Below are 22731 nucleotides of genomic sequence, written 5' to 3'. Positions count from 1 at the left end.
CATCGATGTCAGATCGCTGCGGCCAGCGCCGCGATCAGCGCTGGCGGCGTTGCCACAAGTCCAACCTTGAGAAACTGCCAAGCTGACACTTCGATCTTTTCGCGCCGCAAGGCGGTCAGCCACAGGATGGTGGCGAGCGAGCCGGTCACCGAGATGTTGGGGCCGAGATCGACGCCGATCAAAATCGCGCGGATGACCTCATGCGGCAGGTGGTCGCTGGCGGCGACCGAGCCGGCGACCAGTCCCACCGGAAGATTGTTGGCAATGTTGTCGGCCACCGCAGTGATCAGGCCGGCCGCCCAGGCCGTACCGACGGGCGAGCCGGCCACGCCCTGATGCAGCCAGGCGCTGAGCTGGCCGATCGCTCCGGCGCGATTCAGACCCTCGACCATCACGAACAGGCCGGCGACCAGGGGCAGCACGCCCCAGGACACACCTTTGATGGTCGGCCAAGGCGATTGCCGGCTGACCAGCAGGATCGCGGTCGCCGTGACCACGCCACAGACGAAGGTCGGCAGGCCCAGTTGCACGTCGAGCGCCGAGGCAGTCAGCAGCACCGCTGCGATGGCGCCGATCCCGAACGCGGCAAGCCGACCCTCGCGGCTCAGGTGCGGTTTCTCGACATCGGTGCGCAGCGTCTCCTCACGGAGCGCGCGGCGCTGGGTCAGCCATAGCGCGACAAAGGTCAGGGCGATCGCGGCCATCGAGGGCAGGGTGAACTGGCGCAGCCATTCGGTGAGATGCGGCATGCGTTCGCCGAACACGACCAGATTGGCCGGATTGGAGATCGGCAGCACGAAGCTCGCGGCATTGGCGATGAAGGCGCAGACGTACAGATAGGGCAGCGGCGAGGCGCCGGCGGCGCGGGTGGCGGCATAGACGGCCGGCGTCAGCACGATCGCGGTGGCATCGTTGGAGAGCAGCACGGTGACCAGGGTGCCGACCGCATAGACCAGCAGGAACAGGAGCTGCGGCGAGCCGCGCGCATGCTCCACCGCATAGGCCGCCAGATAGTCGAACAGGCCCTCGCGGCGCGCCAGCTCGGCAATCAGCATCATGCCGATCAGGAACAGATAGACGTCGACGCCCTTGCGGATGCCGGTGAGCGCTTCAGCGACAGGCAGCAGGCCGAGCGCGACCAGCAGGATCGCGCCGGCGACGGCCCACACGGCCTCGGGCAGCCGGAAGGGGCGGATGATGACGCCAGCGGTGGCGGGAATGATGATGGCGTAGGCGAGCCAGGTATCGTGCAGGGACATGATCAGGGATCGATAGAGCAAATCATTCGGCGGGGATAGCGGGCGAGGGCGCCGCATTCGGGTGCGCGGCCTCTGCTCCACCGGTCTCGGGAAGCAGCAGCCAGCATACGATCACGGCGAGCGCGGCCGCCGCGCCGAGCACTAGGAATGCGGCGCTGTAGCCGCCATGGACGACGACCAGGCCCGCCAGCGCGGTCGACAGCGCCGCGCCAATGCTCTGCGCTGTGATCACAGCGCCCTGCGCAATGTTGAAGCGTCCGGTGCCGCGCATCAGGTCCGCGACGATCACCGGCATGATCGCGCCGAAGATGCCGGCGCCGGCGCCGTCCAGCAGCTGCACGCCGACCAGCCACGCCTTGTCGTCCGATAGCGTATAGAGCACCGCGCGCAGCGGCAGGATCAGCAGCGCCGCCAGGAAGAACCGCTTGTGGCCCCAGCGGTCGGCGCGGGCGCCGACCAGCAGCGCCATCGGTACCATCACGAGCTGGGCCGCGGCGATGCAGGCCGACATCAGGCTGGTGCCGAGATTCTTGTCCTGCAGCGCCAGCTTCTGGCCGACCAGCGGCAGCATGGCGGCGTTGGCGAGGTGAAACAGCGCGACGCAGACCGCGAAGATCAGCAGCGGACGGCAGGTCAGGAGAATGCTGAGGCCCGAGGGCTGCTCGCCCCGCTTCGGGCGATTGCCCTCCGCCTGATGCGCCAGTCCGCGCGCGACGTCATGGTCGATGGCGCGCTCGGGGATGGCGAGCACGCTGATGAGGCTGCCGGCCGACGTCACCGCCATCAGATAGAACACCGCCGACGGTCCGAGCGCGTAGGCGGCAGCGCCGGCGATGACGGCGCCGACCGTATTGCCGGCATGGTTGAAGGACTCGTTGCGGCCGACCCGCGCGGTGAAGGCTTTGGCGCCGACGATCCCGAGCGACACCGCGGCGATCGCCGGCGCGAAGATCACGCCGGCGGCATTGGCGATGCTCTGTGAGATCGCGACCGGCCAGAAGCTGGTCATGAGAGGTAACAGCAGCGAAGCGGCCGTGACGACGATCGCGGCTGATATCATGACCAGCCGTTTTGCCCTGGTGGCGTCGACCAGCGCGCCGGCGGGCGTCTGCGCGACGATGCCCGCGATCGTCGCGAGCGACATCACGACGCCGATCGAGGCCTCGTCCCATTTCTGCTCGGTCAGGAGATAGATCGCGAGATAAGGGCCGAGCCCGTCACGCACATCGGCCAGGAAGAAATTGGTGGCGTCGAGTGCATGGCCGGCGCGGGCCAGGTCCTTGCCGCTATCGAAGTCCGCCATGCCGCCTCGTTGCTCGTGATCCATCGCAACAGCGGTGTACGCCATTTGGTTCCGCAGGGCCCTCGGTGTGACCCACTCCGTCCACGTGGCATTCCGGGGCGCGGAGCGCGCACTACTCAGCGCGGCAGCGGCGCCTTTTCGGCCATTGCCTTGCGCAGGATGCGCGACAGCGACTCCACCGAATAGGGCTTCTTGATCAGCTCGAAGCCGTGATGGGCATTCTCCGCGAGCACGTGGCTGTAGCCGGATGTCAGCACCACCGGCAGGCCGGGATAGCGGTCGCGGATGATGCCGGCAAGCTCCAGGCCGTTGATGCCGGGCATGATGACGTCGGAGAACACGAGGTCGACCGCGAATTCGTCGTTCGCCAGGATTGCCAGCGCATCGGCGGCATTGGCGACGCGGCGCGTCACATAGCCGAGATCCTCGAGCAGCTCGGTCGAGAACTGCCCCACCTCGTCATTGTCCTCGACCACGAGCACGCGGTAGCCGCGCCCGATGGTCGCCGGCTCGATGCGCGCGGAGCCGGCTTCCGTGCCGGATTGCGGAGCCGTGGCCTGCGGCAGATAGATCGTGAAGGTCGCGCCGTCGCCGATGCGGCTGTCGACCGCGATGTCGCCTTCGGACTGCTTGGCGAAGCCGAACGCCTGGCTGAGGCCGAGACCCGTGCCCTTGCCGACCTCCTTGGTGGTGAAGAAGGGTTCGAAGATTGCGTTGAGATGTTGAGGCGCGATGCCGCCCCCCGTGTCGGCGACCGAAATCGCGATGAAGGCACCGGGCCGGGTGCTCTGGCCACGCAAGGCCGGGATGCTCTCGGTCCGCTGCACGCCGATCTTCAGATGTCCTTCACCGTTCATGGCGTCGCGCGCATTGACGGCGAGATTGATGAGCGCGGTCTGGAATTGCGCGACGTCGGCGAGGGTGAACAGCCCGCTGTCCGTGACCGCGAGCTCGATCTGGATGCGGCTGCCGACGAGAGGACGGATCAGTTGCACGACGCTCTCGACCTGCTCGCCAACATTGAACACCTGCGGCGTCAAGGGTTGTCGCCGCGCGAAGGCCAGGAGCTGCGCGGTCAGCTTCGAGGCGCGCTCCACCGTCTCCGAGATCGCATCGACATAGCGCCGGCGTCGCTCCTCGGGAAGATCGCGGCGGCGCAGGAAGTCGGTGGCCGAGCGGATGATGGTGAGCAGGTTGTTGAAGTCGTGTGCGACGCCGCCGGTGAGCTGGCCGATCGCCTCCATCTTCTGCGACTGCCGCAACAGCTCCTCACCCTGGATGCGCTCGGTCACGTCGATCGCCTCGGCGACCGCGCCGGTCACAACATCATGCTGGTCGAACAGCGGCCGCATCGAAAGCTCGAAATGCCGCTGGCCGCTGGCGAAGTCGAGCCGCATCTCGGTCCGAAAGCTCTCGCCGGCGAGCACGCGGGCGAACGCCTTGCGCAGCATCTCGGTCACGCCCGGCGTATGGGTGAACCAGGGCGCATCCCAGAGCGGCTGGCCGATGACGTTCACTTCACCGGCGCGCATGCCGGCGACCGCGATGCGGTTGGCATGCATCACGCGGCCCTCGACGTCGAGGATGGCCTGATACTGATTGCTGGTGTCGAAGATCGCGCGCATGCGCGCTTCATTGGCCTCGAGCTGGGCGGTGCGCTCCCTGATCCGCTCTTCGAGGGTCTCGTTGATGCGGCGCAGCTCGATCTCGGCCTGCTTGGCGGCCGTGACGTCGTGAGCGACGCCGATGAAACCGACATGTTTGCCGTTCGCATCCCAGCGCGGCTGCGATTCCGATCGCAGCCAGCGCCATTCCCCGTCGGCGCGCCGGTAGCGTGCCTCGAGGAAGAACGGCTTCAGCGAGCGCTCTCCCGACTGCTGCTGCTCGAGGATACGCGGAAGGTCCTCGGGATGCAGCACCTTGCGCCAGTCGAAGGCCAGCGCCTCGTCAGGCGGCATGCCGAGGAAATCGATATAGGCGCGATTGACGAAGGAGCGGGTGCGGTCGAGCTTCGTCACCCAGATCGGCACCGGCGCGCTGTCGGCGATCAGCCGGAAGCGTTCCTCGCTCTCGCGCAGCTTGGCTTGCGCCAGCATCTGGTCGGTGACATCGATATGCGCGCCGACCAGACGGATCGCGCGGCCGTTCCAGTCACGCTCGATGCGGGCGATGACGCGGACCCAGCGGATCTCGCCGTCGCTGGGACGGATGATGCGGTATTCGGTGGTGTAGTCCTCCTGCTTACTCTTGACTGCAGCAATGAAGTCCTGCTCGGCCTTGACGCGGTCGTCGGGATGCACGCGTCTGACCCAGTCTTCGTGAGTCTCGTGGACAGCCTCCGGCGGCAGGCCGTGAATGATCAGGTATTCGGGGGAGCGGCGGTTGCGGTAGCCTTCGCGCAGGTCGACCTCGACGCCGCCGACCCGGGCGATCCGCTGGATGCGCGCGAGCTCCGCCTCGCGTTCCTGCAGCGCGCGATAGGCCTCATCGCGATCGCGCGCAATCTCCTCGATATGCTGGCGCAGCGCATCGGCGGCAGCCTCCGGCCTCACTTCGTCTCTGGGCGCATCCGCGCTGTTCATGCTGACCTGCACTGATGTGGCGAGCAGTCGCCCGAGCATTCCATCGCGGGTGTTCGGAAGCGTGGCGACATTGGGACCAAGGAAAGCAAACTGACCAGAGATTATGGCGGGCAAACGCCGGCATGACGTGAACGTGAGGGCAGATAAAAAGTTCCGTGCTCCCGGAACGGACTGTTACTGTCGTGCGTCGTCAGGCCCTGAACACCGCAACACGAAGGTCCACGCTGTGAAGCTCTTCGTCTGTCAGGCCTGCAAGAACATCCTGTATTTCGAGAATCGCAGCTGCGGGCGCTGCGGCCACCGCCTCGCCTTCATGCCGGAGCGCCAGATCCTGTCGGCGATCGAGCCGGCGGAGGAGGGCTTTCGGACGCTCGCCGACCACGGGACGGGGCGCTTCTTCTGCGCCAATGCCGAGCACGACGCCTGCAACTGGCTGCTCGAGATCGGCGAGACTTCGGGCTTCTGCCGCGCCTGCCGGCACAATGGTACGATTCCCAATCTGTCTGATCCCGCGCAACTCGCCGGATGGCGAGAGCTGGAGGTGGCCAAGCACCGGCTGTTCTATTCGCTGATCCGCTGGAAACTCCCTGTGAAGACACGGATCGAGGATCCCGGGCACGGGTTGATCTTCAACTTCCTTGCCGATGACCCCGCCGGTCAGCAGAAGGTCCTGACCGGCCACGACAACGGCCTCATCACCATCGCTCTGGCCGAGGCCGACGATTTCGAGCGCGAGCGGCGCCGGCTCGAAATGGGCGAGCCGTACCGGACCTTGCTCGGTCATTTTCGCCACGAGGTCGGGCACTACTTCTGGGACGTGCTGGTGCGCGATGCCGGCAGGCTCGAGGAATGCCGGGCCATGTTCGGCGACGATACCCAGGACTACGGCGCGGCGCTGAGGCGGCATTACGATCAGGGGCCGCCGGTGGACTGGCAGGACAATTTCGTTTCGGCCTACGCCACCACACATCCGTGGGAGGATTTTGCCGAGACCTGGGCGCACTACCTCCACATCGTCGATACGCTGGAGATGGCCTCCGAGTTCGGTATCGAGATCGATCCGCCCGCCGACCAGATCGGCGGGCTGACGGCGCGTGTCACCTTCGATCCGTACGTCGCGGAGGACTTCGACACCATCGTCAACGCCTGGCTGCCGTTCACCTTTGCGATGAACAGCGTCGCGCGAGCGATGGGCGCGCGGGATCTCTATCCTTTCATCCTGACGCCGCCGGTCATCGGCAAGCTGGGCTTCATCCACCGCCTGGTGCGGCAGGGTGCACAGCAAGAGTCTGTCGCTCTGGCTCCCGAAAAGCCACAGGCCGAGCCGCAGCAGGAAGAGATCGGGGCCGCGTGATCCGCCTTGACTCTTGAGAACATAAAGTGAACATGAAGGCGTGACCGGAGCGAGGACCGTCATCGCGCATGCAGCCCAGATCGCAATCCAAGACCGATGCTCAAGCCGCGGACGGCGAAGACCTCGCGCTGGAGGCCGCCGTGGACGAGGCCATCGCTGCCTGCGAAGGCGATCCGCGGGCGGCCATTCGTGCCCTGATCGTTGCGAACGATTTCCTCGAGACCGAGGTCGGCGAGCTGATGAAGGCGGTGTCGCACGCCTATGCCCGCGGACGTTTCCACAGCTATTCCGGCTGACGGCAGGGGACACGGCTGGCATGCCTCGCCGAACGGCAGGGGCGGAACGCGAGGCGGGTTGCGCGCGGGCGATTTTGGTATAGACGAACCGGTCAAGCTCGCGGTGTTACGCCTGTGCCACGAGCGGGGAGCCCGCCCAAAGGTATCAAGCAAGAAATGTTCAAAACCATTCTGATCGCGAACCGCGGCGAGATCGCCTGCCGGGTCATCAAGACCGCCCGCCGCATGGGAATCCGAACCGTTGCGGTCTATTCGGAAGCCGACCGCGATGCGCTTCATGTCGAGATGGCCGATGACGCCGTGCTGATCGGCCCGCCCGCCGCCGCCGAGAGCTATCTCCTGATCGACCGCATCGTCGAGGCCTGCCGCAAGACCGGCGCCGAGGCGGTGCATCCGGGCTACGGCTTCCTGTCCGAGCGCGAGGCTTTCCCGCGGGCATTGGCCGAGGCCGGCATTGTCTTCATCGGCCCCAATCCCGGCGCCATCGCCGCCATGGGCGACAAGATCGAATCCAAGAAGGCGGCCGCCAAGGCCAAGGTCTCGACCGTGCCCGGCTTCCTCGGCGTCATCGAGGACGACAAGCACGCCGTGCGCATCGCCGACGAGATCGGCTACCCCGTGATGATCAAGGCCTCCGCCGGCGGCGGCGGCAAGGGCATGCGCATCGCGCGTTCGACCGCCGAGGTCGCCGAGGGTTTCAATCTCGCCAAGGCCGAGGCCAAGGCTTCGTTCGGCGACGATCGCGTCTTCATCGAGAAGTTCATCGTCGATCCCCGCCACATCGAGATCCAGGTGCTCGGCGACAAGCATGGCAACGTGATCTATCTCGGCGAGCGCGAATGCTCGATCCAGCGCCGCAACCAGAAGGTCATCGAGGAGGCGCCGTCGCCGCTGCTCGATGAGGAGACGCGGCGCAAGATGGGCGAGCAGGCGGTCGCGCTCGCCAAGGCCGTGAACTACGACTCCGCCGGCACCGTCGAGTTCGTCGCCGGCCAGGACAAGAGCTTCTACTTCCTCGAGATGAACACCCGCCTGCAGGTCGAGCATCCCGTGACCGAGCTCGTCACCGGTATCGATCTCGTCGAGCAGATGATCCGCGTCGCCGCCGGCGAGAAGCTTTCGCTTGCGCAGAAGGACGTGACGCTGACCGGCTGGGCGGTGGAATCGCGCGTCTATGCGGAAGATCCGTTCCGCAGCTTCCTGCCGTCGATCGGCCGCCTCGTGAAGTATCGCCCGCCGGCCGAGAGCAAGGCTGACGGCATCACCGTGCGCAACGACACCGGCGTGCAGGAGGGCGGCGAGATCTCGATCTATTACGATCCGATGATCGCCAAGCTCGTCACCCATGCGGAGTCGCGGGCTGCCGCGATCGAGGCGCAGTCGACCGCGCTCGATGCGTTCTATGTCGACGGCATCCGCCACAACATCCCGTTCCTGTCGGCGCTGATGAACCATCCGCGCTGGCGCGAGGGCCGGCTGTCGACCGGCTTCATCGCCGAGGAGTTTCCCAAGGGCTTTGCCGCGCGTGCGCCGGAAGGCGAGATCGCGCGCCGGCTGGCGGCGGTGGGTGCTGCGATCGACCACGTGCTCGGCGAGCGCAAGCGGCAGATCTCGCAGCAGATGATCGGCCGGCCTGTGAAGCGACAGGGCCGCCGCGCGGTGTGGCTCGGGCGTGACGAGATCCTGCTCGACATCACCAGGGAGAACGGCGCGATCACGGTCCGCTTCGTCGGGGCCGACGGCAAGGTCGGTCCGGCGCATCAGTTGGTGTCGGACTGGAAACCGGGCGATGCGGTCTGGCACGGCACCATCGATGGCGCGGCCATCGCAGTTCAGACGCGCCTCATTGCGAACGGTGTGCGGCTCGCGCATCAGGGCGTCGAAGCGCCGGTCTACGTCTACACGGAAGCCGAGGCGACCGCGGCGCGGCTGATGCCGGTCGTCACCGCAGGTGATAGCGGCAAGAAGCTCCTGTGCCCGATGCCCGGCCTCGTGGTCTCGATCGCCGTGACCGAAGGGCAGGAGGTCAAGGCCGGCGAGACGCTCGCCGTGGTCGAAGCCATGAAGATGCAAAACGTGCTGCGCGCCGAGCAGGACGGTACGGTGAAGAAGATCCACGCGACAGCCGGCGCTACGCTCGCGGTGGACGCGCTGATCCTGGAGTTTGCGTAAGCTCAGAAGTCGACGTCGTTGCGAACGAAGCGACTTTGTCCGCCGAAGCCTGTAGGCGAAGGCGGAAGCAATCCGGGGCTCGGGAGACGACTCCGGATTGCCTGGTCGCGGAGCCTGTCATCGGGCCGCGCTTTGTGCGGACCCGTTGGCTCCTCGCAATGACGGGAGAGAGGAGGCGAGGATGACTTTCCGTGCACGTCGAGAGGCGCTCCGTGCGATCCTCGCCGGCGATCGCTGCATCCATCCGGGATCGGTATACGACGCGATTTCGATCCGGATCGCCGAGGACCTCGGCTTCGAGCTCGGCATGTTCGGCGGCTCGGCTGCTTCGCTCGCCGTGCTCGGCGACCCCGACATCGCGCTGATCACGCTGACGGAGTTGGCCGAGCAGATGCGGCGAATGTCGCGCGCTGCCGCGCTGCCGGTGCTGGTCGATGCCGATCATGGCTACGGCAACGCGATGAACGTGCGCCGCACGGTGCAGGAACTGGAAGCGGCCGGTGCCGCGGGTCTCACCATCGAGGATACCCTGCTGCCGCAGGCTTTCGGCGAAGCGAAGCCGCAACTGATCTCGCTTGCCGAAGGGGTCGGCAAGGTGAAGGCCGCGCTCGATCGCCGCGACGATCCCGCGCTGGCCATCCTGGGACGGACGGGCGCCGTTTCCATCACCTCGCTCGACGACGCGATCGCGCGAGCCAGGGCGTATGAGGCCTGCGGCGTCGACGGCCTGTTCTTCACCGGCATTACCGCGCGCGACCAACTCGATGCGGTCGCGGCGGCGACGACGCTGCCGATCGTGCTCGGCGGCGCGCCGGAGGAGATGTCCGATCTCGGCTATCTCGCCTCGCGCCGTGTCCGCGTCGCGCTACAGGGCCATGCGCCGATCGCCGCGGCGACGCAGGCGGTGTATGAGACGCTGAAGGCGCTCCGCGACGGCGCCTCGCCGAAGCAGCTCAAGGGGCTGCCGTCGGCGGAGCTGACGGCACGCGTGATGCGCGAGGCGGATGTGAAGAAGCGCCTGCGCGATTTTCTGGGGCTCGGATCATGATCGATCGCGCCATCGTCCACGTCTTGGTGCGCGGCCGCGTCCAGGGAGTGGGTTATCGTGCCTGGGTCGAGGACCAGGCCATCCTGAACGGCCTCGAAGGCTGGGTCCGCAACCGCACCGATGGCAGTGTCGAGGCGTTGTTCGCGGGTCCCTCGGACGACGTTGCCGCCGTGTTGGCAGCCTGCCGCGAGGGACCGCCAGCAGCGCATGTCGATGCCGTGATGGAAAACCCGGCGACGGCCGATCAGCTCAAACCGCGCCGGCCGGGCGAGGCGTTCTCCGTGTTGCCGACGCTCTAACGACACGGCGCGCGAGCCCGCCGCTCACCCCGCCGAGATCACCAGCGCCTGGATGCGGCCCTCGATCGGTCCGTTGCCGAACCGGCGCGCCAGCGCGTCCGCGGTCGCCTGCGTCACGGCGGCGAGGCCGGGCGTGCCGCGTGCTTCGATCTCGCCGCGCATCGGTGTGCCCTGGCAAAATGCCGTGGCCGGGTCCTGAGGCGACGCCGCGCGGCTGCGATGCGTCACCGTCTCGATCGCGATGTCGGTGAAGCCCGCTGCGGTCAGATCGGCCTCGATCCGCCCGGCATCGAAATAGCCGTGCGGAGTCCGGGTGAAGAACTGCGGCGGGCTTTCGGGGAAGACCTGCTGCAACGTCTCGTGAACGACGTGAGGGATTTCATTCTCCTCGATCCGATCCCAGACGTTGAAGACGAAACGTCCGCCGGGCCTGAGCACGCGGCGGGCCTCCGCATAGCCCTTGACGCGATCGGGGAAGAACATCGCGCCGAACTGACATGCGACGGCATCGAAGCTCGCGTCGGCAAAGGGCAGGGCCAGCGCATCGGCTTGATGAAATGCGATGCGGTCCGCAGCGGCGAGATGGGTCTTCGCCTGCGCGAGCATCGGCTCGTTGAGGTCGGTGGCGGTGATCCGGACCTCCGGCGGCAGTTGAGCATGCAGGGCCCGCGTAACCACGCCGGTGCCCGCCGCCGTCTCCAGCACGTCGCGCGGCAGGTACGCCGCGATGCGCCGCGCGAGGTCCAGCGCATAGGGCACGAAGATCAAGGGGACCATCAGTTGATCGTAGATCTGTGGGATCGATCCAGTGAACGCCTTGTCGGATGCCGTCATGGCTTGCTCCTGTTGCAGAGGGGGCAGGCGGGGAACCGGGCGGTCGGCAGGCGCAAAATGGGCGCCGTAACATCCGTCGGGCCAGCCCCCAGCCCGGTTCAAGAGCGGGTCTCTTGACATTCATCCTCGTACGTCAGATATTTCTGTCATGACAGAAATTACAGGTCATCGAAAACTTCCGCCCGCCGTCGAGCGTTTCATCCTCAACTGGGGCGACATGGGCGACCGGTGGGGCGTGAACCGCTCGGTGAGCCAGATCCACGGGCTGCTGTACCTCGCCGAGAAGCCGATGACGGCGGAGGACATCGCCGACACGCTCGGCATGGCCCGCTCCAATGTCTCGAACTCGCTGAAGGAGCTGCTCGCCTGGGGCTTGATCCGGCGCGTGCCGATCCTCGGCGACCGCCGCGATCATTTCGAGGCCGAGACCGACATCTGGGAGGTCGCACAGCGGATCGCGGCCGGCCGCAAGGAGCGCGAGATCGATCCCGCGATCGCTGCGCTGCGCGCCTGCGTCGCGGAAGCGACCGGCGATCCCGCGATCAGCACGGTCGCAGCCAGGCGGCTGAAAGACATGCTGGCGTTCACCGAGCTGGTCGACCGCTGGTACGTGCAGATGCTGAAGGTGCCGCGGCCGCGTCTCGTCGCGCTGATCAAGCTCGGCGAGAAGATCGCAAATCTGCTGCCGTCGGGAAGATCAAGGTCGTAGATGAGCGGAGGGCGTCATGGTGACCATGGGACATCTCGGACTTTCAACGCCCTCCAACGCCCGGCTTCATGACGATCACAGGTTTCGTGCGCTGTTGTCCGCCGAGGATTGGGGGCGGCTGCCGGTATCGATCTGGCGCCGCTTCTCCAAGAAACTCGCCGACGGCGCGACCGTCGTCTATGTCGGCGAGGTCGATCAGGCCGAGATCAGTCGTGCCGGCTTCTGGTTCGCGCATCTGGCGCGGCTGATCGGCGGGCCGCTGCCGACGCACGCAGACATCGGTGTGCCGATGATCGTCGCGGTGACGGAGGACGCGGCGAGAGGCGGCCAGATCTGGACGCGCATCTGCGGACGCCCGCATGGCTTCCCGCAGGTGATCCATTCCGCCAAGCGCTTCGCCGGTCCGACGGGGCTCGAGGAATATCTCGGCTGGGGCCTTAGCATGAGCCTGCGCGTCGGCGTCGCCGATGGCGCGCTTCATTTCCATAGCGCCGGCTACACGTTCGACTTCGCGGGGCGGCGCTGGGCGCTGCCGGCATGGCTCACGCCCGGCGACCTCACCGTCACCCATTCCGATCTCGGCAGCGGCGTCTTTCGCTTCTCGCTCGAGATCATCCATCCGCGCTTCGGGCGCATCATCCGCCAGAGCGCAATGTTCCGGGAGTCCGCACCATGACGCCGCTGCTCTGGTCCCTGATTGCGCTTCAGATCGTGATGGGCGTGTTCGACACCGTCTATCACCATGAGTTCACCGAGCGCCTGGCCTGGCGCCCGTCACAGCGGGGCGAGCTCAAGCTGCACGGCGTCCGCAATATGCTCTATGCGCTGCTGTTCGCCGTCATCGGCTGGTGCGAGGTGCATGGATTGTTCGCAATCCTCGTGCTCGCGGTGCTCGTGGCCGAGATCGGCATCACCCTGACCGATTTCGTCGAGGAGGATCTGACGCGCAAGCTGCCGCCGAGCGAACGCGTGAATCACACGCTGCTCGCCATCAACTACGGCGCGATCCTCATGCTGCTGGTGCCGCTGCTGATCGGCTGGGCGATGCAGCCCTCGGCGATCGTGCTGGCCTTTGCCGGCTTGCTGAGCTGGATTGCGGCTGCCGCCGCGGTTGGCGCTGCCCTGTGCGGCCTGCGCGACTTCACCGCGGCACGGCGCCTTGCGCGGATGTCGCAGCCGGATGCGGCCGGGCTGGTCGCGGCGCTGCCGCCGGCGCAGACCATCCTCATCACCGGCGCGACCGGCTTCATCGGCGCGCGGCTGACGGCCGGTCTCGCCGCGGCCGGTCATCACGTCGTCGCCCTGGTCCGCGACCCGGCCAAGGCCGCAATGTTGCCGGCGCCGCTGACCTTGATCACCAATCTCGATCAGCTCGCGTCCGACACCCGTGTCGACGCGATCGTCAATCTTGCCGGTGAACCGATCGGCAATGCGCCGTGGACCGCGGCCAGGCGCGCGACGATCCTGCAGTCCCGGCTGGCTACGACGGAAGCCGTCTTATCCCTGATTGCGCGGCTCGACCGCAAGCCGAAGGTCTTGGTCAACGGTTCGGCGATCGGCTGGTACGGCCTGTGGCAGGACCAGCCGCTGACCGAATCCGCCAAGTCGCATGCCTGCTTCAGCCATGACCTCTGCGACGCCTGGGAGCAAGCGGCTCGCGGTGCCGAAGCGCACGGCGTCCGCGTCGCACTGCTGAGGATCGGGCTCGTGGTCGGCCGCGACGGTGGCTTCCTGGCGCGGATGCTGACGCCGTTCGAATTCGGCCTCGGCGGGCCATTCGGCTCCGGTCTGCAATGGATGTCCTGGATCGAGCGCGACGATCTCGTTCGGCTGATCGCGCATGTGATCGCGACCGACGCCATCACCGGGCCGGTCAATGCGACGGCGCCGCTGCCGGTGCGCAATCTCGCCTTCACCGCCGAACTCGCGCGCTGCCTGCGGCGTCCGGCGCTGCTGCGCGTCCCCGCCGGCCTGCTGCGCCGGATCGGCGGCGACTTCGCCGAGGAGCTTTTGCTCGGCGGCCAGCGCGTGGTGCCGAACAAGGCGCTGTCGAGCGGCTTCGTGTTCCGGCATCAGAGCCTGCGTAGCGCGCTCGAAGCCATCCTGTGAGCGGTCGAAAAAAGCGTCACGGTTGCTCGGCGCGTGCCATCGTCGCCGATGGCAGCTCGCCGAACGTGGCGCGGTAGTAGCGGGCGAAGTGTCCGGCATTGGCAAAGTTGCAGGCGGCAGCGGCCGCTGCCACCGTGATTTCGGGATCGCCGGAGCGCAGCATATCGTGGGCGCGCCGCAGGCGCACCGATTTGGCAAAGGCCATCGGCGAATAGCCGCGCACGCGCTCGAACAGACGGAAGATCGAGCGGGCGCTGACGCCGGCTTCGCGCGCCAGGCGCTCGATCGTGATCGGCTCGCGCCAGTTCGCCTCGATATAGTCCTCGAGCCGCTTGACCAGGCCGAAGTCCGGCATCGGGGAGGGATCCAGGAGCGTGTCGCGGAAACGATGACGGCTGGCGCAGAGGAAGGCGACATGCACCGCATCCTCCAGCTCGCGATAGACCGCGGCGGGGAACGCCGCATCCTGCTCGTTGAGCTGGGTCGTCAGGAAATCCAGCAGCCGCATCAGGTTGCGGGCCTGCGGATCGGCGGTCGGAACGGCAGGGTCGATCGTAAAGTCGGCGCGCGGCTGCACGCCGACCAGCGCCGTCAGGCGCCGTCGCAGCGCCTGCGGATCGAGCCGCAGAGTCAGTCGTCGATGGCCACCCTGGCACGCCATCTGCCATGGCACGCCGGCCGGCGCGACTGCGAACTGATGCTCATTGACGTCGGTCGCCTCGCCGGGAGTGCAACTGACCGCGCGTCCCTTCAGGGCGATCTGCACTCTCATGAAATCGGCGGCGCGATGGTCGCAGACCATGTCGCAGGTCGTGGTGCCGAACGCGAGGCCGATGGTCTCGAGCTCGATCAGGTTGACGATCGCCTCGAAGCGCTCGGCGTTCCTGAAGTCGACGCGCTCGGCGCCGAGCCGGCGCCCCGCGAGGTCGCGCAGCACGTCGGCGTTCGAGGTTCGGATCAGCGCGTGGCGATGCAATGGTTCGAGGCCGGTCGCGCCGGTCGAGGCCGGGCTCGGCTTTGCTGGGGCGCTGACGAGGTCAGCTGCGGTCAAGAGACGGTTCAAGCCGCTGCTCCTGAACTCCGATTATTCATCCATGCTACATCAGGCTCCGCGGGCGTCAATTACTTCGAGATCGCGGCGCTTCGGAATGCTGCGGCCAGCGTGCGCAAGGCTGCGCGCTTGGCCGCATCGCCCGCCTTCGCATGCAGCATCACCTTGGAGCGGCCGAGCTTGGGCAGGCCGAGATCCGTTCCGACATCGATCAGTCCGCTGGGCGCGATCCGGCGGGCCAGCGGCGCAATCGCAAGACCGGCCCGCGCGGCGGCCGCAACGGCCGTCACTCCGCCGCCGACGAACGTCTCGCTGAAGCTGATTCGGGCGCGCTCGAGCGCGCGGACCGCAATGCTGCGCACGCCACAGGGCGGCGCGAGCGTGGCGAGCGGCAGCGTGCCGGCCGCCGGCAGACGAAATCTGGGAGCTGCGAACCAGCCGAACTCGTCCGTGATCAACGCCTCGCCACCGCGGCGGCTCGCCTCCTGGCGGACGATCACGGCGTCGAGCTTGCCGGCATCGTAGCGGTCGAGCAGGTCGCGCGAGAAGCCGATGCTGACCGACAGGACGAGGTCCGCCATGGCAGCATGCAACTGCTCGAGCATCGGCACCAGCTCGGGGCCGGCGACGTGATCGCTGATCCCCAGCGACAACAGCGGCCGGGCACGAGGAGCGCCGGTCAGCGCGATGTCATGTGCGGCAACCAGCGCGCGGGCGTTCTCGGCGAAGGCCGCGCCGTCGGCGGTGAGCCGGACCGCGCGCGGCGAACGCTCGACCAGCCGCTTTCCGAGCAGCGCTTCCAGGCGCTGCAGCTTCAGGCTGACCGCAGCCTGCGTGGTGCCGAGCGTCTCGGCCGCCCGGGTGAAGCTGTGCAGCTCGCTCACCAGCAGAAAGGCGCGGACGGTCGCGATGTCGAGCGTGGCTGTCATATGCGATCGTTATCATTGATATCCATCCCGATAAGATACCAAAATGACAGGCGCGCGGCTAGCTTTGCTGTCGAGGCGCAGTCACGCGCTGGATACCGGGAGCCAACCATGCCATTGATCAACATCGTCTATGCCAGCCAGCGCCGCTCGCCGTCGCTGAAAAAGGCCATCGCGGACGCCGTCACCGAATTGACGGCGCGGATCCTGCGCAAGGATCCCAAGGTCACCGCCGTCATCGTCTCGGAAGCGGATGCCGCGGACTGGTTCGCCGGCGGCGCCTCGCTGGCGGAGCAGGGGCTTGCCAGCTACTGGATCGACGTTCACGTCAGCGAGGGCACCAACACCAAGGACGAGAAGGCCGCCTATCTGGCCGCGGTGTTCGCGCGCATGGCCGAGCTGATCGGCCCGCTGCATCACGAGACCTACCTTCATGTCGACGAGGTCAAGGCGGATGCCTACGGCTTCGGTGGCTTGAGCCAGGAGCGCCGCTATGTCGCGGCGAAGCTCGTGCCGCCGCAGCAGGGCGCCGCGTGAGCTCATGCCGTCTCCGGCTGCGCGACGCTGACGGCGCCGAAGACGCTCTCGAACGCCTGCCGGAACGCGATGTCGACATCGGCGAGCGTCACCGGCAGGCCGAGATCGACCAGGCTGGTGACGCCGTAGCGCGGATCGGTCACGCCGCAGGGCACGATGGCCTGAAAGTGCGACAGGTCCGGCTCGACATTGATGGCGATGCCGTGAAAGGTGACCCAGCGCTTCAGCCGCACGCCGATCGCGGCGATCTTGTCCTCATGGCCCTCGCCCTTGTCGGGCCGTTTGACCCAGACGCCGACGCGATCCTCGCGCCGCTCGCCGCGCACGTTGAAGGCATCGAGGGTGCGGATGATGGTCTCCTCGAGCGCCGCGACATAGGCTCGCACATCCGGCCGGCGCCGCTTGAGGTCGAGCATGACATAGGCCACCCGCTGGCCGGGCCCATGATAGGTGACCTGGCCGCCGCGCCCGGTCGGCACCAGCGGAAAGCGCGGATCGCGCAGGTCTTCGGCCTTGCCCGACGTACCGGAGGTGTAGACCGGCGGGTGCTCGAGCAGCCAGACCATCTCCGCAGCCTCGTGAGCGGCGATCGCGGCCGCCCGCGCCTCCATGAACTCGGTGGCCTGGGCGTAGTCGATCAGCGAATCGGAGATGCGCCACGCCACGGCGTTGCCGGGGGGGCCAGCAAAGGTGGTCAGGTCGAGTGTTTCGCGGCTGTTAACCATTGGCTAACCACAACATGGTGATGTCTGGGCAACGAAAATCCAGTCGTGACTTCGGTGGTCCTGCAGTGTCAACCCTCGATAAAGTGACAGTCGACCTGATGGTCGTTCTCGGCACCTGCTCCATGCCCATCCACCAGGTTCTGCGCCTGTCCCGCGGCGCCATCATCGAGCTGGACGCCACCGAGGCCGACGACGTCAAGGTGCTCGCCAACAATCTGCCGATCGCAAATGGGGTGGTGCTGGTCGACCGCAACCGCATCGCGGTCGAGGTCAAGCAGATGCTGCCGCGCTCGCCGACGCCGACGTCGCGATAGCGCGCCCCGGCCAAGCCAAAACCGTCCACAATCCGGTATTTTAGGGCAGGGCGGGCCTTGTCCCCCCGACATCGATTTGATACACGGGCGCCACTGATCCGGTGCCGCCCTTCCTCTGGCTCCGGCTTCTTCTTCGCGCTCGTGGCGGAATTGGTAGACGCGCTGCCTTGAGGTGGCAGTGGGTAACACCGTGGGGGTTCGAGTCCCTCCGAGCGCACCATCCCTCTCTCCCCAAAACTTCAAATCTGTTTGCGGTTTGTTCCGGCCTCGCGCCTTTCGTTCGGGCGATGGGCTGCGATCCCGCGGCGCGATGGCGTCCGAGTTGTGCCGGTCGTTCCGCCCTCGAGAATGAGAGGGCGCGGGGAATGCCGGGCGCTGGCCGCACCCATGGCCCGCCTGCGAAAAAAATGCAGGCGGCAGGAACCACAGGTTCAGCCGAGACATCCCGGCATTCCCCGCGCGATGGCTTTCACGCTTATGTCGCGATCTCCCCGGTGTCCGGCTCTTTAGCCACCGTCGCCCTCGGGATCATCGCCCGACGACTTGGCGCCAGCATCGGGGCGCCAGGACCACGCGTCTTCACGTCCGCAAACCTGCCGTTCGTCGGCGAGCCCGTGAGCCCGCTGCAGCACGCCTGCGGCCACCGCATCCCCAGACCCCACGTCTCGTGACGATCGCGAAGCGCCCCTCTCGGCGGGTCCAGGATGGCGATACACAAACACGTATTCTGAAAAATAGCAACATAATTAATTTATTCAGAAGTTATGGATAGGGCCGAATCAGCTTGATTACGCCTGATGGAACCCGTCGCGCCGCGCGCCCCGACTCCGCCGCAGTGACGTTGCTAGGGCAAGGGACCCCGCAGCGACGCGTGCCCAGCGTTGGCGCCAGTCGGAGCGGGCCGGGGCACGGCCCGTGAAGATCGTGCATGACTAAGTTGCGACTCCAGATCGTCGAGAACGGCGCCGATCGTAGCAAGGTCATCGACTCGCCGCCGCTGTCGAGGCGGATGCAATGAGAACCCACGACGAACAGATGGGTGAAGTTCCTTTCAGGGGGGGGCGGGGGCACTTCCCCATTGTCAGGATCGCTCAGGTCCCGAGCGCGGCGGCGCCCCAACGTTTGCTTTTGTGAGCTGCCATTATTGGAGTCAGAAAACCTATGAAAACCAAGCCGTTGACGCTGGTCACCGCGTCTGGAGCCGTACCGGAACCGCCGGCTCCCCTTGGCAGCCATGGCAAGCGGCTGTGGACCACGGTGCTGTCCGAGTACCAGATCGACGACGGCCCCTCGCTGGAGCTGTCGCGGCTCGGTTGCGCCGCTCTGGACCGCGCTGAGGACTGCGCCGAGGCCATCAAGCGCGAAGGACTGATGATCGGTCACCGCCGCAGGTTTTTTGCGCGATCATCCGTTGTTGCGATCCGAAATCCAGAGCCGAGCGTTCGGTGCCAAGGTAGTGGCCCAGCTTGGCCTCGGCCTTGAGCCGGTGCGCGGCGCCGGTCGTCCACCCGGTCAAGACGTATGAGCACCAAGCGCAGGGCGCCGCAGTTCGCGAGGACCCCTAAGCTTACAATCGAGATGGTCGCGTTGTTCGCGACCGGCTGCGAGATGCTGCAGGCCCGCGATGATCAGCGGTGGGAGGCGCGAGGTGGCCGGCGGGCCGAATACCTCGCCCTTGACAAGCACCTGTGCTGGACCTTGCTGAGGCTGCCGCCACACTGCGCCAGCGTGCTCGATCCCGCGCTCGACGGTTCACCGCCGGACTATTTGTCGTCCGCGCACGGCATGTTCATCGACTGGGGTTTAACGCAGGCTTGGCGACGGGCGCTGAGGGCTGGGCTCGATGCGAGGTCCATGCCGTGATCACCGAGGCCAACCACGAGAACCAACCTCATCGATATGATCTTGCTCGAGATCTGTCAGGCGTCACGCTCGATGGCCGCGAACATGTAGCCCCGAACGGACTTCGTTTTACCCACGTGGGTAAAACAGTTCCGCTTGTTGCATGAATGAGCTGGATCGACGTGCGCTCTTGCTCTATCGCGAGGTCTGGCGCAGAAGGCCGAAGGCTTTGATGGCGCCGAGGGACCGGAGGAACTGACAAGTTTCGCGCGATCGAATTACTCTTCGTCCCTCACGTAAGCAAAATCGACTTCCAAAATTGTTACTTGCTCTTCATCGTCGACTTGTCGGCCTATTTGACGTTTAGCAGTCTCCCGCACGCGATACCGGTCGTTCTGGTCTTTGAGATAATCTGCGAGACGACCTCTATGAATGTACCGGACCACCACGGCGCTATCTCGATCATTAGTCTGTCTAGCCGAATTCGCGATTTCTACGATATCGCGCTGTTGCAAAAAGTTGTACCGATCGTCTACTGCGATCAGCGTGTCTAAAGTAGTTGAGTAGTCGTTTATGCCTTTGAGCGTTCCGGAATCAAGAATGATCTTTTCGCTCTGGCGTCGCTGGCTTTCCTTTAAACCGAGACGAGAGAAAGTCTTCGGAAACACTTCAATCCGACGCCATGAATCATCTAAGCTTATTTGTTCACTCTTTAGAAATAACCGTTCGTAGAACCCGGAATATGGACCTGATGCATCTGTAAATTCCGCGTACAGATGCGGGCAATTGTATTGGGCGTCCCCGTTGGGATCGACGAATATGATATCAGCGTACGGCAAAAGACCACCTATCTTAAAAGTGCCTTGCTTTGCCCTTGGAAGAAAACTCCAGACAGCAAGCACATCTTGCCGCTCTTTCCAGTGTTCCTCCCGATCTTCCTCGGAAAGTTTCGATCGCATCTGAGCTAGAATATTGGCGTGTTTGGAATAGTCCCACTCCTTTTTTTCTTTGTCCACGTAAGCGTAGTACTCTTGGTTCTCAATCAGAAGGCCATTCGGATGATGTATCTCAACCGTCTGTTCGATCCAGCGAGGTCGTCTCTTGAAGTCGGGGTACTCATCCTCAAACGGATAATGGGTGTCGTTGATATCGCGAATGAGAACGGCTTTGCCTAGCTCGTGGAGAGGATCGCCAAGGGCTTTGTAGAGCTTATTCTTGGTATTCACCGCGGCCCGGATTTCGGTCATCCGTGATCGACGGCGGCTTACGAGAGAGATGCCAAAAAATGTGAACAGGATTCTATCATTTTTTGGCAGATGGAGCATGTCTTCTAGCTCTGCACGTCCCCAGAGATAGAATTCCATCACTCCCTTCGCGCGAAGCTCGTCGCGAAAGATATCATATGACTTCTTTGAGAATACGGCGGACGCAGCCAAGATGTAACCATACGGCGGGTCATTCGGATCAACGTCTCGCAATATTTTTTTGACGTCGGAAGGGCTGAGGCTCTTTTCGCGCTTACCTTGAATCATCCATCGCGGCCCCTCCATTGGATGCCGCGCATCAACGGACGCTTCCTCGTCGTCGGCGTCGGTTGAAGCCAATTGGGGCTGTTTCTCAAACGCTCGAATATCGAACCCAGCATCGTCACCACTCCTGCCGGTGGCCTCAATGCTCTGCCAGTCGCGAAAATCGTAGATTAGCTCCCGAACCAAGTCCTCGAAGCGATGCGGGTCCAAGTCCTCGAAATGGATCGGCGCAAAGGTTCGGGCTACGGTCGTTCTTTGACGTGCCATCTTCCACCGCAAATTACGACTTAGGGTCGATCGACGATGAAGTTTCTCTTTTTGACATGATGTCTGCTGAAGATTTCGACACTTATCCACACACGCTTGCTGCGCTCGGGCGGCGGCAGCTACCCAAATGGCAGGCGTCAGGAGTACGATCGCCGTCGTGGGATGACATCCATGTCGAAACGTGTGAAGAGTGCTTCCCAAACGAAGAAGGCGGCTCCGAAGCAAGTGGCTCCGGTCAATCCGCTTGTGCACCTCCAGCATCTAGAACTGGCGGAGGAGTTTCTCAAAGCGTTCCGTGATCTGCCACGGGAAGGCCCGTCAGGCATACCAGTAAGCTGGCCACGATATTTCATGCTGTGCCATGCAATCGAGCTGGCATTGAAGGCATTCTTACTGGCGCGGGGACGCACTGTTCCAGAGCTGAGAAGTCGCCCGTTTGGGCATGACATTTCCGCTCTGATGACCGAAGCGATTGGACTCGGGCTGAGCATTGGACCGCTTGCTCGGTCCGAGATTGATCGGTTGAGTAAGGCGCACGAAGAATTTTGGCACCGCTATCCCAGACAGGCCGGCGATCCTGTCTTTGTGATCGACGACTTCGAGCATTATTTTGTCGAGCTTCTTACAGCAGTGACGTTGGCAATCCGTGGTGGAAATCGCCTTTGGGTGAACTACTAGATTCAGCGCGTGGAGGCGGCGCACTGCGCGTCTCTAATGGTTGCACCGCGAATTGCGCAGCCACCAACAGCCAACGGCTAGCGCGTCGGCCGGCAGCGACCGGCTCGCTGCTGACGTAATTTCCACTCGGCCGTTTAGACAAACCGGCAAAAAGCCCAAATGTATCAAGGACCGGAGAAAGCCTTTAGACAACGTAACGCATTGTTTTCGTTGGGAAGTGCCAGAACCAACCACAAGTCTTCACGTCCGCAAACCTGCCGTTCGTCGGCGAGCCCGTGAGCCCGCTGCAGCACGCCCGCGGCCACCGCATCCCCAGACCCCACGTCTCGTGACGATCGCGAAGCCCCTCTCGGCGGTTCCAGGATGGCGATACACAAACATGTATTCGGAAAAATAGCAACAAGATTATTTTCTTCAGAAGGTGTGGACGGGCCAAATCAGCTTGATGACGCTGACGGAGTCCGTCGCGCCGTGCACCCCGACTCCGCCGCACGTGACGCTGCCATGGGACGGCAAAGCGACGCCGAAGGCGACGCGTGCCACCATTGGCGCCAGTGGGGGCGGTGGGCACGGCTCGTGCGAGATCGTGCATGACACCATCGTTGTTGGCGCGCCTTTGCCCGCCCTGCGGCGCCTGCGTGGCGTCATCGCTCAACCATGATCGCCAGATGAGCGGGGGCGTGCCGCGATGCGTTCGCCGAACTAAACGATGCCGCCGTTCGGTCCGGGTTATTCAAGGCGTCATCTCGAGAGCGAGGGCTTCCCTCGGTGTGGCGACCACGAGGACGCCGGGCGGCCACGAGACCGCGCGGTAGAAGCGCGCCTCGTTCATCATGGCGACAACGATCCTTCCGCCCGCAGGTCACGGAATTCAGGGAAGTCGCTGAAAAGGCGCGA

At 65.0% G+C, this 22731-nt stretch carries 21 protein-coding genes and 1 tRNA gene; 14 read left to right on the top strand and 8 right to left on the bottom strand.

The window, feature by feature from the left end:
- Positions 1 to 8: 8 nt before the first annotated feature.
- The 3 genes from ACQR1E_RS31960 to ACQR1E_RS31950 all read right to left on the bottom strand — a co-directional run bounded on the left by ACQR1E_RS31960 (position 9) and on the right by ACQR1E_RS31950 (position 5144).
- Positions 9 to 1259, bottom strand: a complete 1251-nt coding sequence (locus ACQR1E_RS31960; RefSeq protein WP_434898006.1) for an arsenic transporter — start codon at positions 1257 to 1259, stop codon at positions 9 to 11.
- 22 nt (positions 1260 to 1281) lie between these two features.
- On the bottom strand, positions 1282 to 2562 hold the full coding sequence (locus ACQR1E_RS31955; protein WP_434898005.1) for an MFS transporter: 1281 nt from the start codon (positions 2560 to 2562) through the stop codon (positions 1282 to 1284).
- Positions 2563 to 2678: 116 nt separating this feature from the next.
- On the bottom strand, positions 2679 to 5144 hold the full coding sequence (locus tag ACQR1E_RS31950) for a PAS domain-containing protein (RefSeq protein WP_434898004.1): 2466 nt from the start codon (positions 5142 to 5144) through the stop codon (positions 2679 to 2681).
- Between the two features lie 226 nt (positions 5145 to 5370).
- Here ACQR1E_RS31950 and ACQR1E_RS31945 point away from each other — a divergent pair, with 226 nt between their 5' ends.
- The 5 genes from ACQR1E_RS31945 to ACQR1E_RS31925 all read left to right on the top strand — a co-directional run bounded on the left by ACQR1E_RS31945 (position 5371) and on the right by ACQR1E_RS31925 (position 10313).
- On the top strand, positions 5371 to 6498 hold the full coding sequence (locus ACQR1E_RS31945; protein WP_316175952.1) for a zinc-binding metallopeptidase family protein: 1128 nt from the start codon (positions 5371 to 5373) through the stop codon (positions 6496 to 6498).
- Between the two features lie 68 nt (positions 6499 to 6566).
- The gene (locus tag ACQR1E_RS31940; protein ID WP_315717706.1) at positions 6567 to 6794 is read left to right on the top strand and encodes a hypothetical protein; all 228 of its coding nucleotides are present in this window, start codon (positions 6567 to 6569) and stop codon (positions 6792 to 6794) included.
- A 156-nt stretch (positions 6795 to 6950) separates the two neighbouring features.
- The gene (locus ACQR1E_RS31935) at positions 6951 to 8966 is read left to right on the top strand and encodes an acetyl/propionyl/methylcrotonyl-CoA carboxylase subunit alpha (protein ID WP_315717707.1); all 2016 of its coding nucleotides are present in this window, start codon (positions 6951 to 6953) and stop codon (positions 8964 to 8966) included.
- Positions 8967 to 9147: 181 nt separating this feature from the next.
- A complete protein-coding gene (locus ACQR1E_RS31930; protein ID WP_315754776.1) occupies positions 9148 to 10014 on the top strand; it encodes an isocitrate lyase/PEP mutase family protein in 867 nt (288 codons plus the stop codon).
- Positions 10011 to 10313 (top strand): acylphosphatase, encoded by a 303-nt coding sequence (locus tag ACQR1E_RS31925; protein WP_315717709.1) that lies wholly within the window; start codon positions 10011 to 10013, stop codon positions 10311 to 10313. Before ACQR1E_RS31930 ends, ACQR1E_RS31925 begins: the two co-directional genes overlap by 4 nt.
- A gap of 24 nt (positions 10314 to 10337) precedes the next feature.
- Here ACQR1E_RS31925 and ACQR1E_RS31920 read toward each other — a convergent pair whose 3' ends face one another.
- Complete coding sequence (locus ACQR1E_RS31920; RefSeq protein WP_315717710.1) at positions 10338 to 11147, bottom strand: class I SAM-dependent methyltransferase; 810 nt, start codon at positions 11145 to 11147, stop codon at positions 10338 to 10340.
- Between the two features lie 148 nt (positions 11148 to 11295).
- Here ACQR1E_RS31920 and ACQR1E_RS31915 point away from each other — a divergent pair, with 148 nt between their 5' ends.
- The 3 genes from ACQR1E_RS31915 to ACQR1E_RS31905 are packed head-to-tail and all read left to right on the top strand — an operon-like array spanning position 11296 to position 13965.
- Positions 11296 to 11856 carry a GbsR/MarR family transcriptional regulator gene (locus ACQR1E_RS31915; protein ID WP_315717711.1) on the top strand — a complete coding sequence of 187 codons (561 nt, stop codon included), beginning with the start codon at positions 11296 to 11298 and terminating at the stop codon, positions 11854 to 11856.
- Positions 11857 to 11872: 16 nt separating this feature from the next.
- Positions 11873 to 12532, top strand: a complete 660-nt coding sequence (locus ACQR1E_RS31910) for a DUF4166 domain-containing protein (protein ID WP_315827875.1) — start codon at positions 11873 to 11875, stop codon at positions 12530 to 12532.
- Positions 12529 to 13965, top strand: coding sequence for a TIGR01777 family oxidoreductase (locus ACQR1E_RS31905; RefSeq protein WP_434898003.1), 1437 nt, complete (start codon positions 12529 to 12531; stop codon positions 13963 to 13965). The genes ACQR1E_RS31910 and ACQR1E_RS31905 overlap by 4 nt, the downstream gene beginning before the upstream one ends.
- A 16-nt stretch (positions 13966 to 13981) precedes the next feature.
- Here the strand turns inward: ACQR1E_RS31905 and ACQR1E_RS31900 are convergent, their stop codons facing one another.
- Together ACQR1E_RS31900 and ACQR1E_RS31895 are read right to left on the bottom strand one after the other, a co-directional pair.
- Positions 13982 to 15028: an AraC family transcriptional regulator gene (locus ACQR1E_RS31900; RefSeq protein ID WP_434898002.1), complete on the bottom strand. Its 1047-nt coding sequence runs from the start codon at positions 15026 to 15028 to the stop codon at positions 13982 to 13984.
- A gap of 59 nt (positions 15029 to 15087) precedes the next feature.
- Positions 15088 to 15945 (bottom strand): LysR family transcriptional regulator, encoded by an 858-nt coding sequence (locus tag ACQR1E_RS31895; protein WP_316196168.1) that lies wholly within the window; start codon positions 15943 to 15945, stop codon positions 15088 to 15090.
- Positions 15946 to 16053: 108 nt separating this feature from the next.
- On the opposite strand from ACQR1E_RS31895, the gene ACQR1E_RS31890 reads away from it, so the two are divergent.
- Complete coding sequence (locus ACQR1E_RS31890) at positions 16054 to 16479, top strand: tautomerase family protein (RefSeq protein WP_316196166.1); 426 nt, start codon at positions 16054 to 16056, stop codon at positions 16477 to 16479.
- A gap of 2 nt (positions 16480 to 16481) precedes the next feature.
- Here the strand turns inward: ACQR1E_RS31890 and lipB are convergent, their stop codons facing one another.
- Positions 16482 to 17204 carry a lipoyl(octanoyl) transferase LipB gene (lipB, locus tag ACQR1E_RS31885; protein WP_315754767.1) on the bottom strand — a complete coding sequence of 241 codons (723 nt, stop codon included), beginning with the start codon at positions 17202 to 17204 and terminating at the stop codon, positions 16482 to 16484.
- A gap of 65 nt (positions 17205 to 17269) precedes the next feature.
- Here lipB and ACQR1E_RS31880 point away from each other — a divergent pair, with 65 nt between their 5' ends.
- From ACQR1E_RS31880 to ACQR1E_RS31865, 4 genes are all read left to right on the top strand, one after another.
- Complete coding sequence (locus tag ACQR1E_RS31880) at positions 17270 to 17518, top strand: FliM/FliN family flagellar motor switch protein (protein ID WP_315717718.1); 249 nt, start codon at positions 17270 to 17272, stop codon at positions 17516 to 17518.
- 135 nt (positions 17519 to 17653) lie between these two features.
- Positions 17654 to 17738: transfer RNA gene (locus tag ACQR1E_RS31875), tRNA-Leu, on the top strand.
- A gap of 941 nt (positions 17739 to 18679) precedes the next feature.
- On the top strand, positions 18680 to 19000 hold the full coding sequence (locus tag ACQR1E_RS31870) for a hypothetical protein (protein ID WP_434898001.1): 321 nt from the start codon (positions 18680 to 18682) through the stop codon (positions 18998 to 19000).
- 39 nt (positions 19001 to 19039) lie between these two features.
- Positions 19040 to 19381, top strand: coding sequence for a hypothetical protein (locus ACQR1E_RS31865; RefSeq protein WP_434845266.1), 342 nt, complete (start codon positions 19040 to 19042; stop codon positions 19379 to 19381).
- Positions 19382 to 19638: 257 nt separating this feature from the next.
- On the opposite strand, the gene ACQR1E_RS31860 is transcribed toward ACQR1E_RS31865, so the two are convergent.
- Complete coding sequence (locus ACQR1E_RS31860; RefSeq protein WP_434845265.1) at positions 19639 to 21156, bottom strand: hypothetical protein; 1518 nt, start codon at positions 21154 to 21156, stop codon at positions 19639 to 19641.
- A gap of 171 nt (positions 21157 to 21327) precedes the next feature.
- On the opposite strand from ACQR1E_RS31860, the gene ACQR1E_RS31855 reads away from it, so the two are divergent.
- Complete coding sequence (locus ACQR1E_RS31855) at positions 21328 to 21834, top strand: hypothetical protein (protein WP_434845264.1); 507 nt, start codon at positions 21328 to 21330, stop codon at positions 21832 to 21834.
- The last annotated feature ends 897 nt before the right edge of the window (positions 21835 to 22731 follow it).

This window comes from Bradyrhizobium sp. HKCCYLRH1030 (assembly GCF_051168395.1).
GTDB lineage: Bacteria > Pseudomonadota > Alphaproteobacteria > Rhizobiales > Xanthobacteraceae > Bradyrhizobium.
The sequence above is the reverse complement of the archived record's forward strand: the minus strand, read 5'-3'. Positions and strand labels throughout refer to the sequence as shown.

Bases quoted from the DNA above. Each gene is read 5' to 3' on its own strand.
- lipB (WP_315754767.1), bottom strand. From the start codon at position 17,204: ATGGTTAACAGCCGCGAAACACTCGACCTGACCACCTTTGCTGGCCCC.
- ACQR1E_RS31925 (WP_315717709.1), top strand. From the start codon at position 10,011: ATGATCGATCGCGCCATCGTCCACGTCTTGGTGCGCGGCCGCGTCCAG.
- ACQR1E_RS31955 (WP_434898005.1), bottom strand. From the start codon at position 2,562: ATGGCGGACTTCGATAGCGGCAAGGACCTGGCCCGCGCCGGCCATGCA.
- ACQR1E_RS31905 (WP_434898003.1), top strand. From the start codon at position 12,529: ATGACGCCGCTGCTCTGGTCCCTGATTGCGCTTCAGATCGTGATGGGC.
- ACQR1E_RS31895 (WP_316196168.1), bottom strand. From the start codon at position 15,945: ATGACAGCCACGCTCGACATCGCGACCGTCCGCGCCTTTCTGCTGGTG.
- ACQR1E_RS31860 (WP_434845265.1), bottom strand. From the start codon at position 21,156: ATGGCACGTCAAAGAACGACCGTAGCCCGAACCTTTGCGCCGATCCAT.
- ACQR1E_RS31855 (WP_434845264.1), top strand. From the start codon at position 21,328: ATGTCGAAACGTGTGAAGAGTGCTTCCCAAACGAAGAAGGCGGCTCCG.
- ACQR1E_RS31890 (WP_316196166.1), top strand. From the start codon at position 16,054: ATGCCATTGATCAACATCGTCTATGCCAGCCAGCGCCGCTCGCCGTCG.
- ACQR1E_RS31940 (WP_315717706.1), top strand. From the start codon at position 6,567: ATGCAGCCCAGATCGCAATCCAAGACCGATGCTCAAGCCGCGGACGGC.
- ACQR1E_RS31865 (WP_434845266.1), top strand. From the start codon at position 19,040: ATGAGCACCAAGCGCAGGGCGCCGCAGTTCGCGAGGACCCCTAAGCTT.
- ACQR1E_RS31910 (WP_315827875.1), top strand. From the start codon at position 11,873: ATGGTGACCATGGGACATCTCGGACTTTCAACGCCCTCCAACGCCCGG.
- ACQR1E_RS31930 (WP_315754776.1), top strand. From the start codon at position 9,148: ATGACTTTCCGTGCACGTCGAGAGGCGCTCCGTGCGATCCTCGCCGGC.
- ACQR1E_RS31920 (WP_315717710.1), bottom strand. From the start codon at position 11,147: ATGACGGCATCCGACAAGGCGTTCACTGGATCGATCCCACAGATCTAC.
- ACQR1E_RS31950 (WP_434898004.1), bottom strand. From the start codon at position 5,144: ATGAACAGCGCGGATGCGCCCAGAGACGAAGTGAGGCCGGAGGCTGCC.
- ACQR1E_RS31870 (WP_434898001.1), top strand. From the start codon at position 18,680: ATGAAAACCAAGCCGTTGACGCTGGTCACCGCGTCTGGAGCCGTACCG.
- ACQR1E_RS31915 (WP_315717711.1), top strand. From the start codon at position 11,296: ATGACAGAAATTACAGGTCATCGAAAACTTCCGCCCGCCGTCGAGCGT.
- ACQR1E_RS31960 (WP_434898006.1), bottom strand. From the start codon at position 1,259: ATGTCCCTGCACGATACCTGGCTCGCCTACGCCATCATCATTCCCGCC.
- ACQR1E_RS31935 (WP_315717707.1), top strand. From the start codon at position 6,951: ATGTTCAAAACCATTCTGATCGCGAACCGCGGCGAGATCGCCTGCCGG.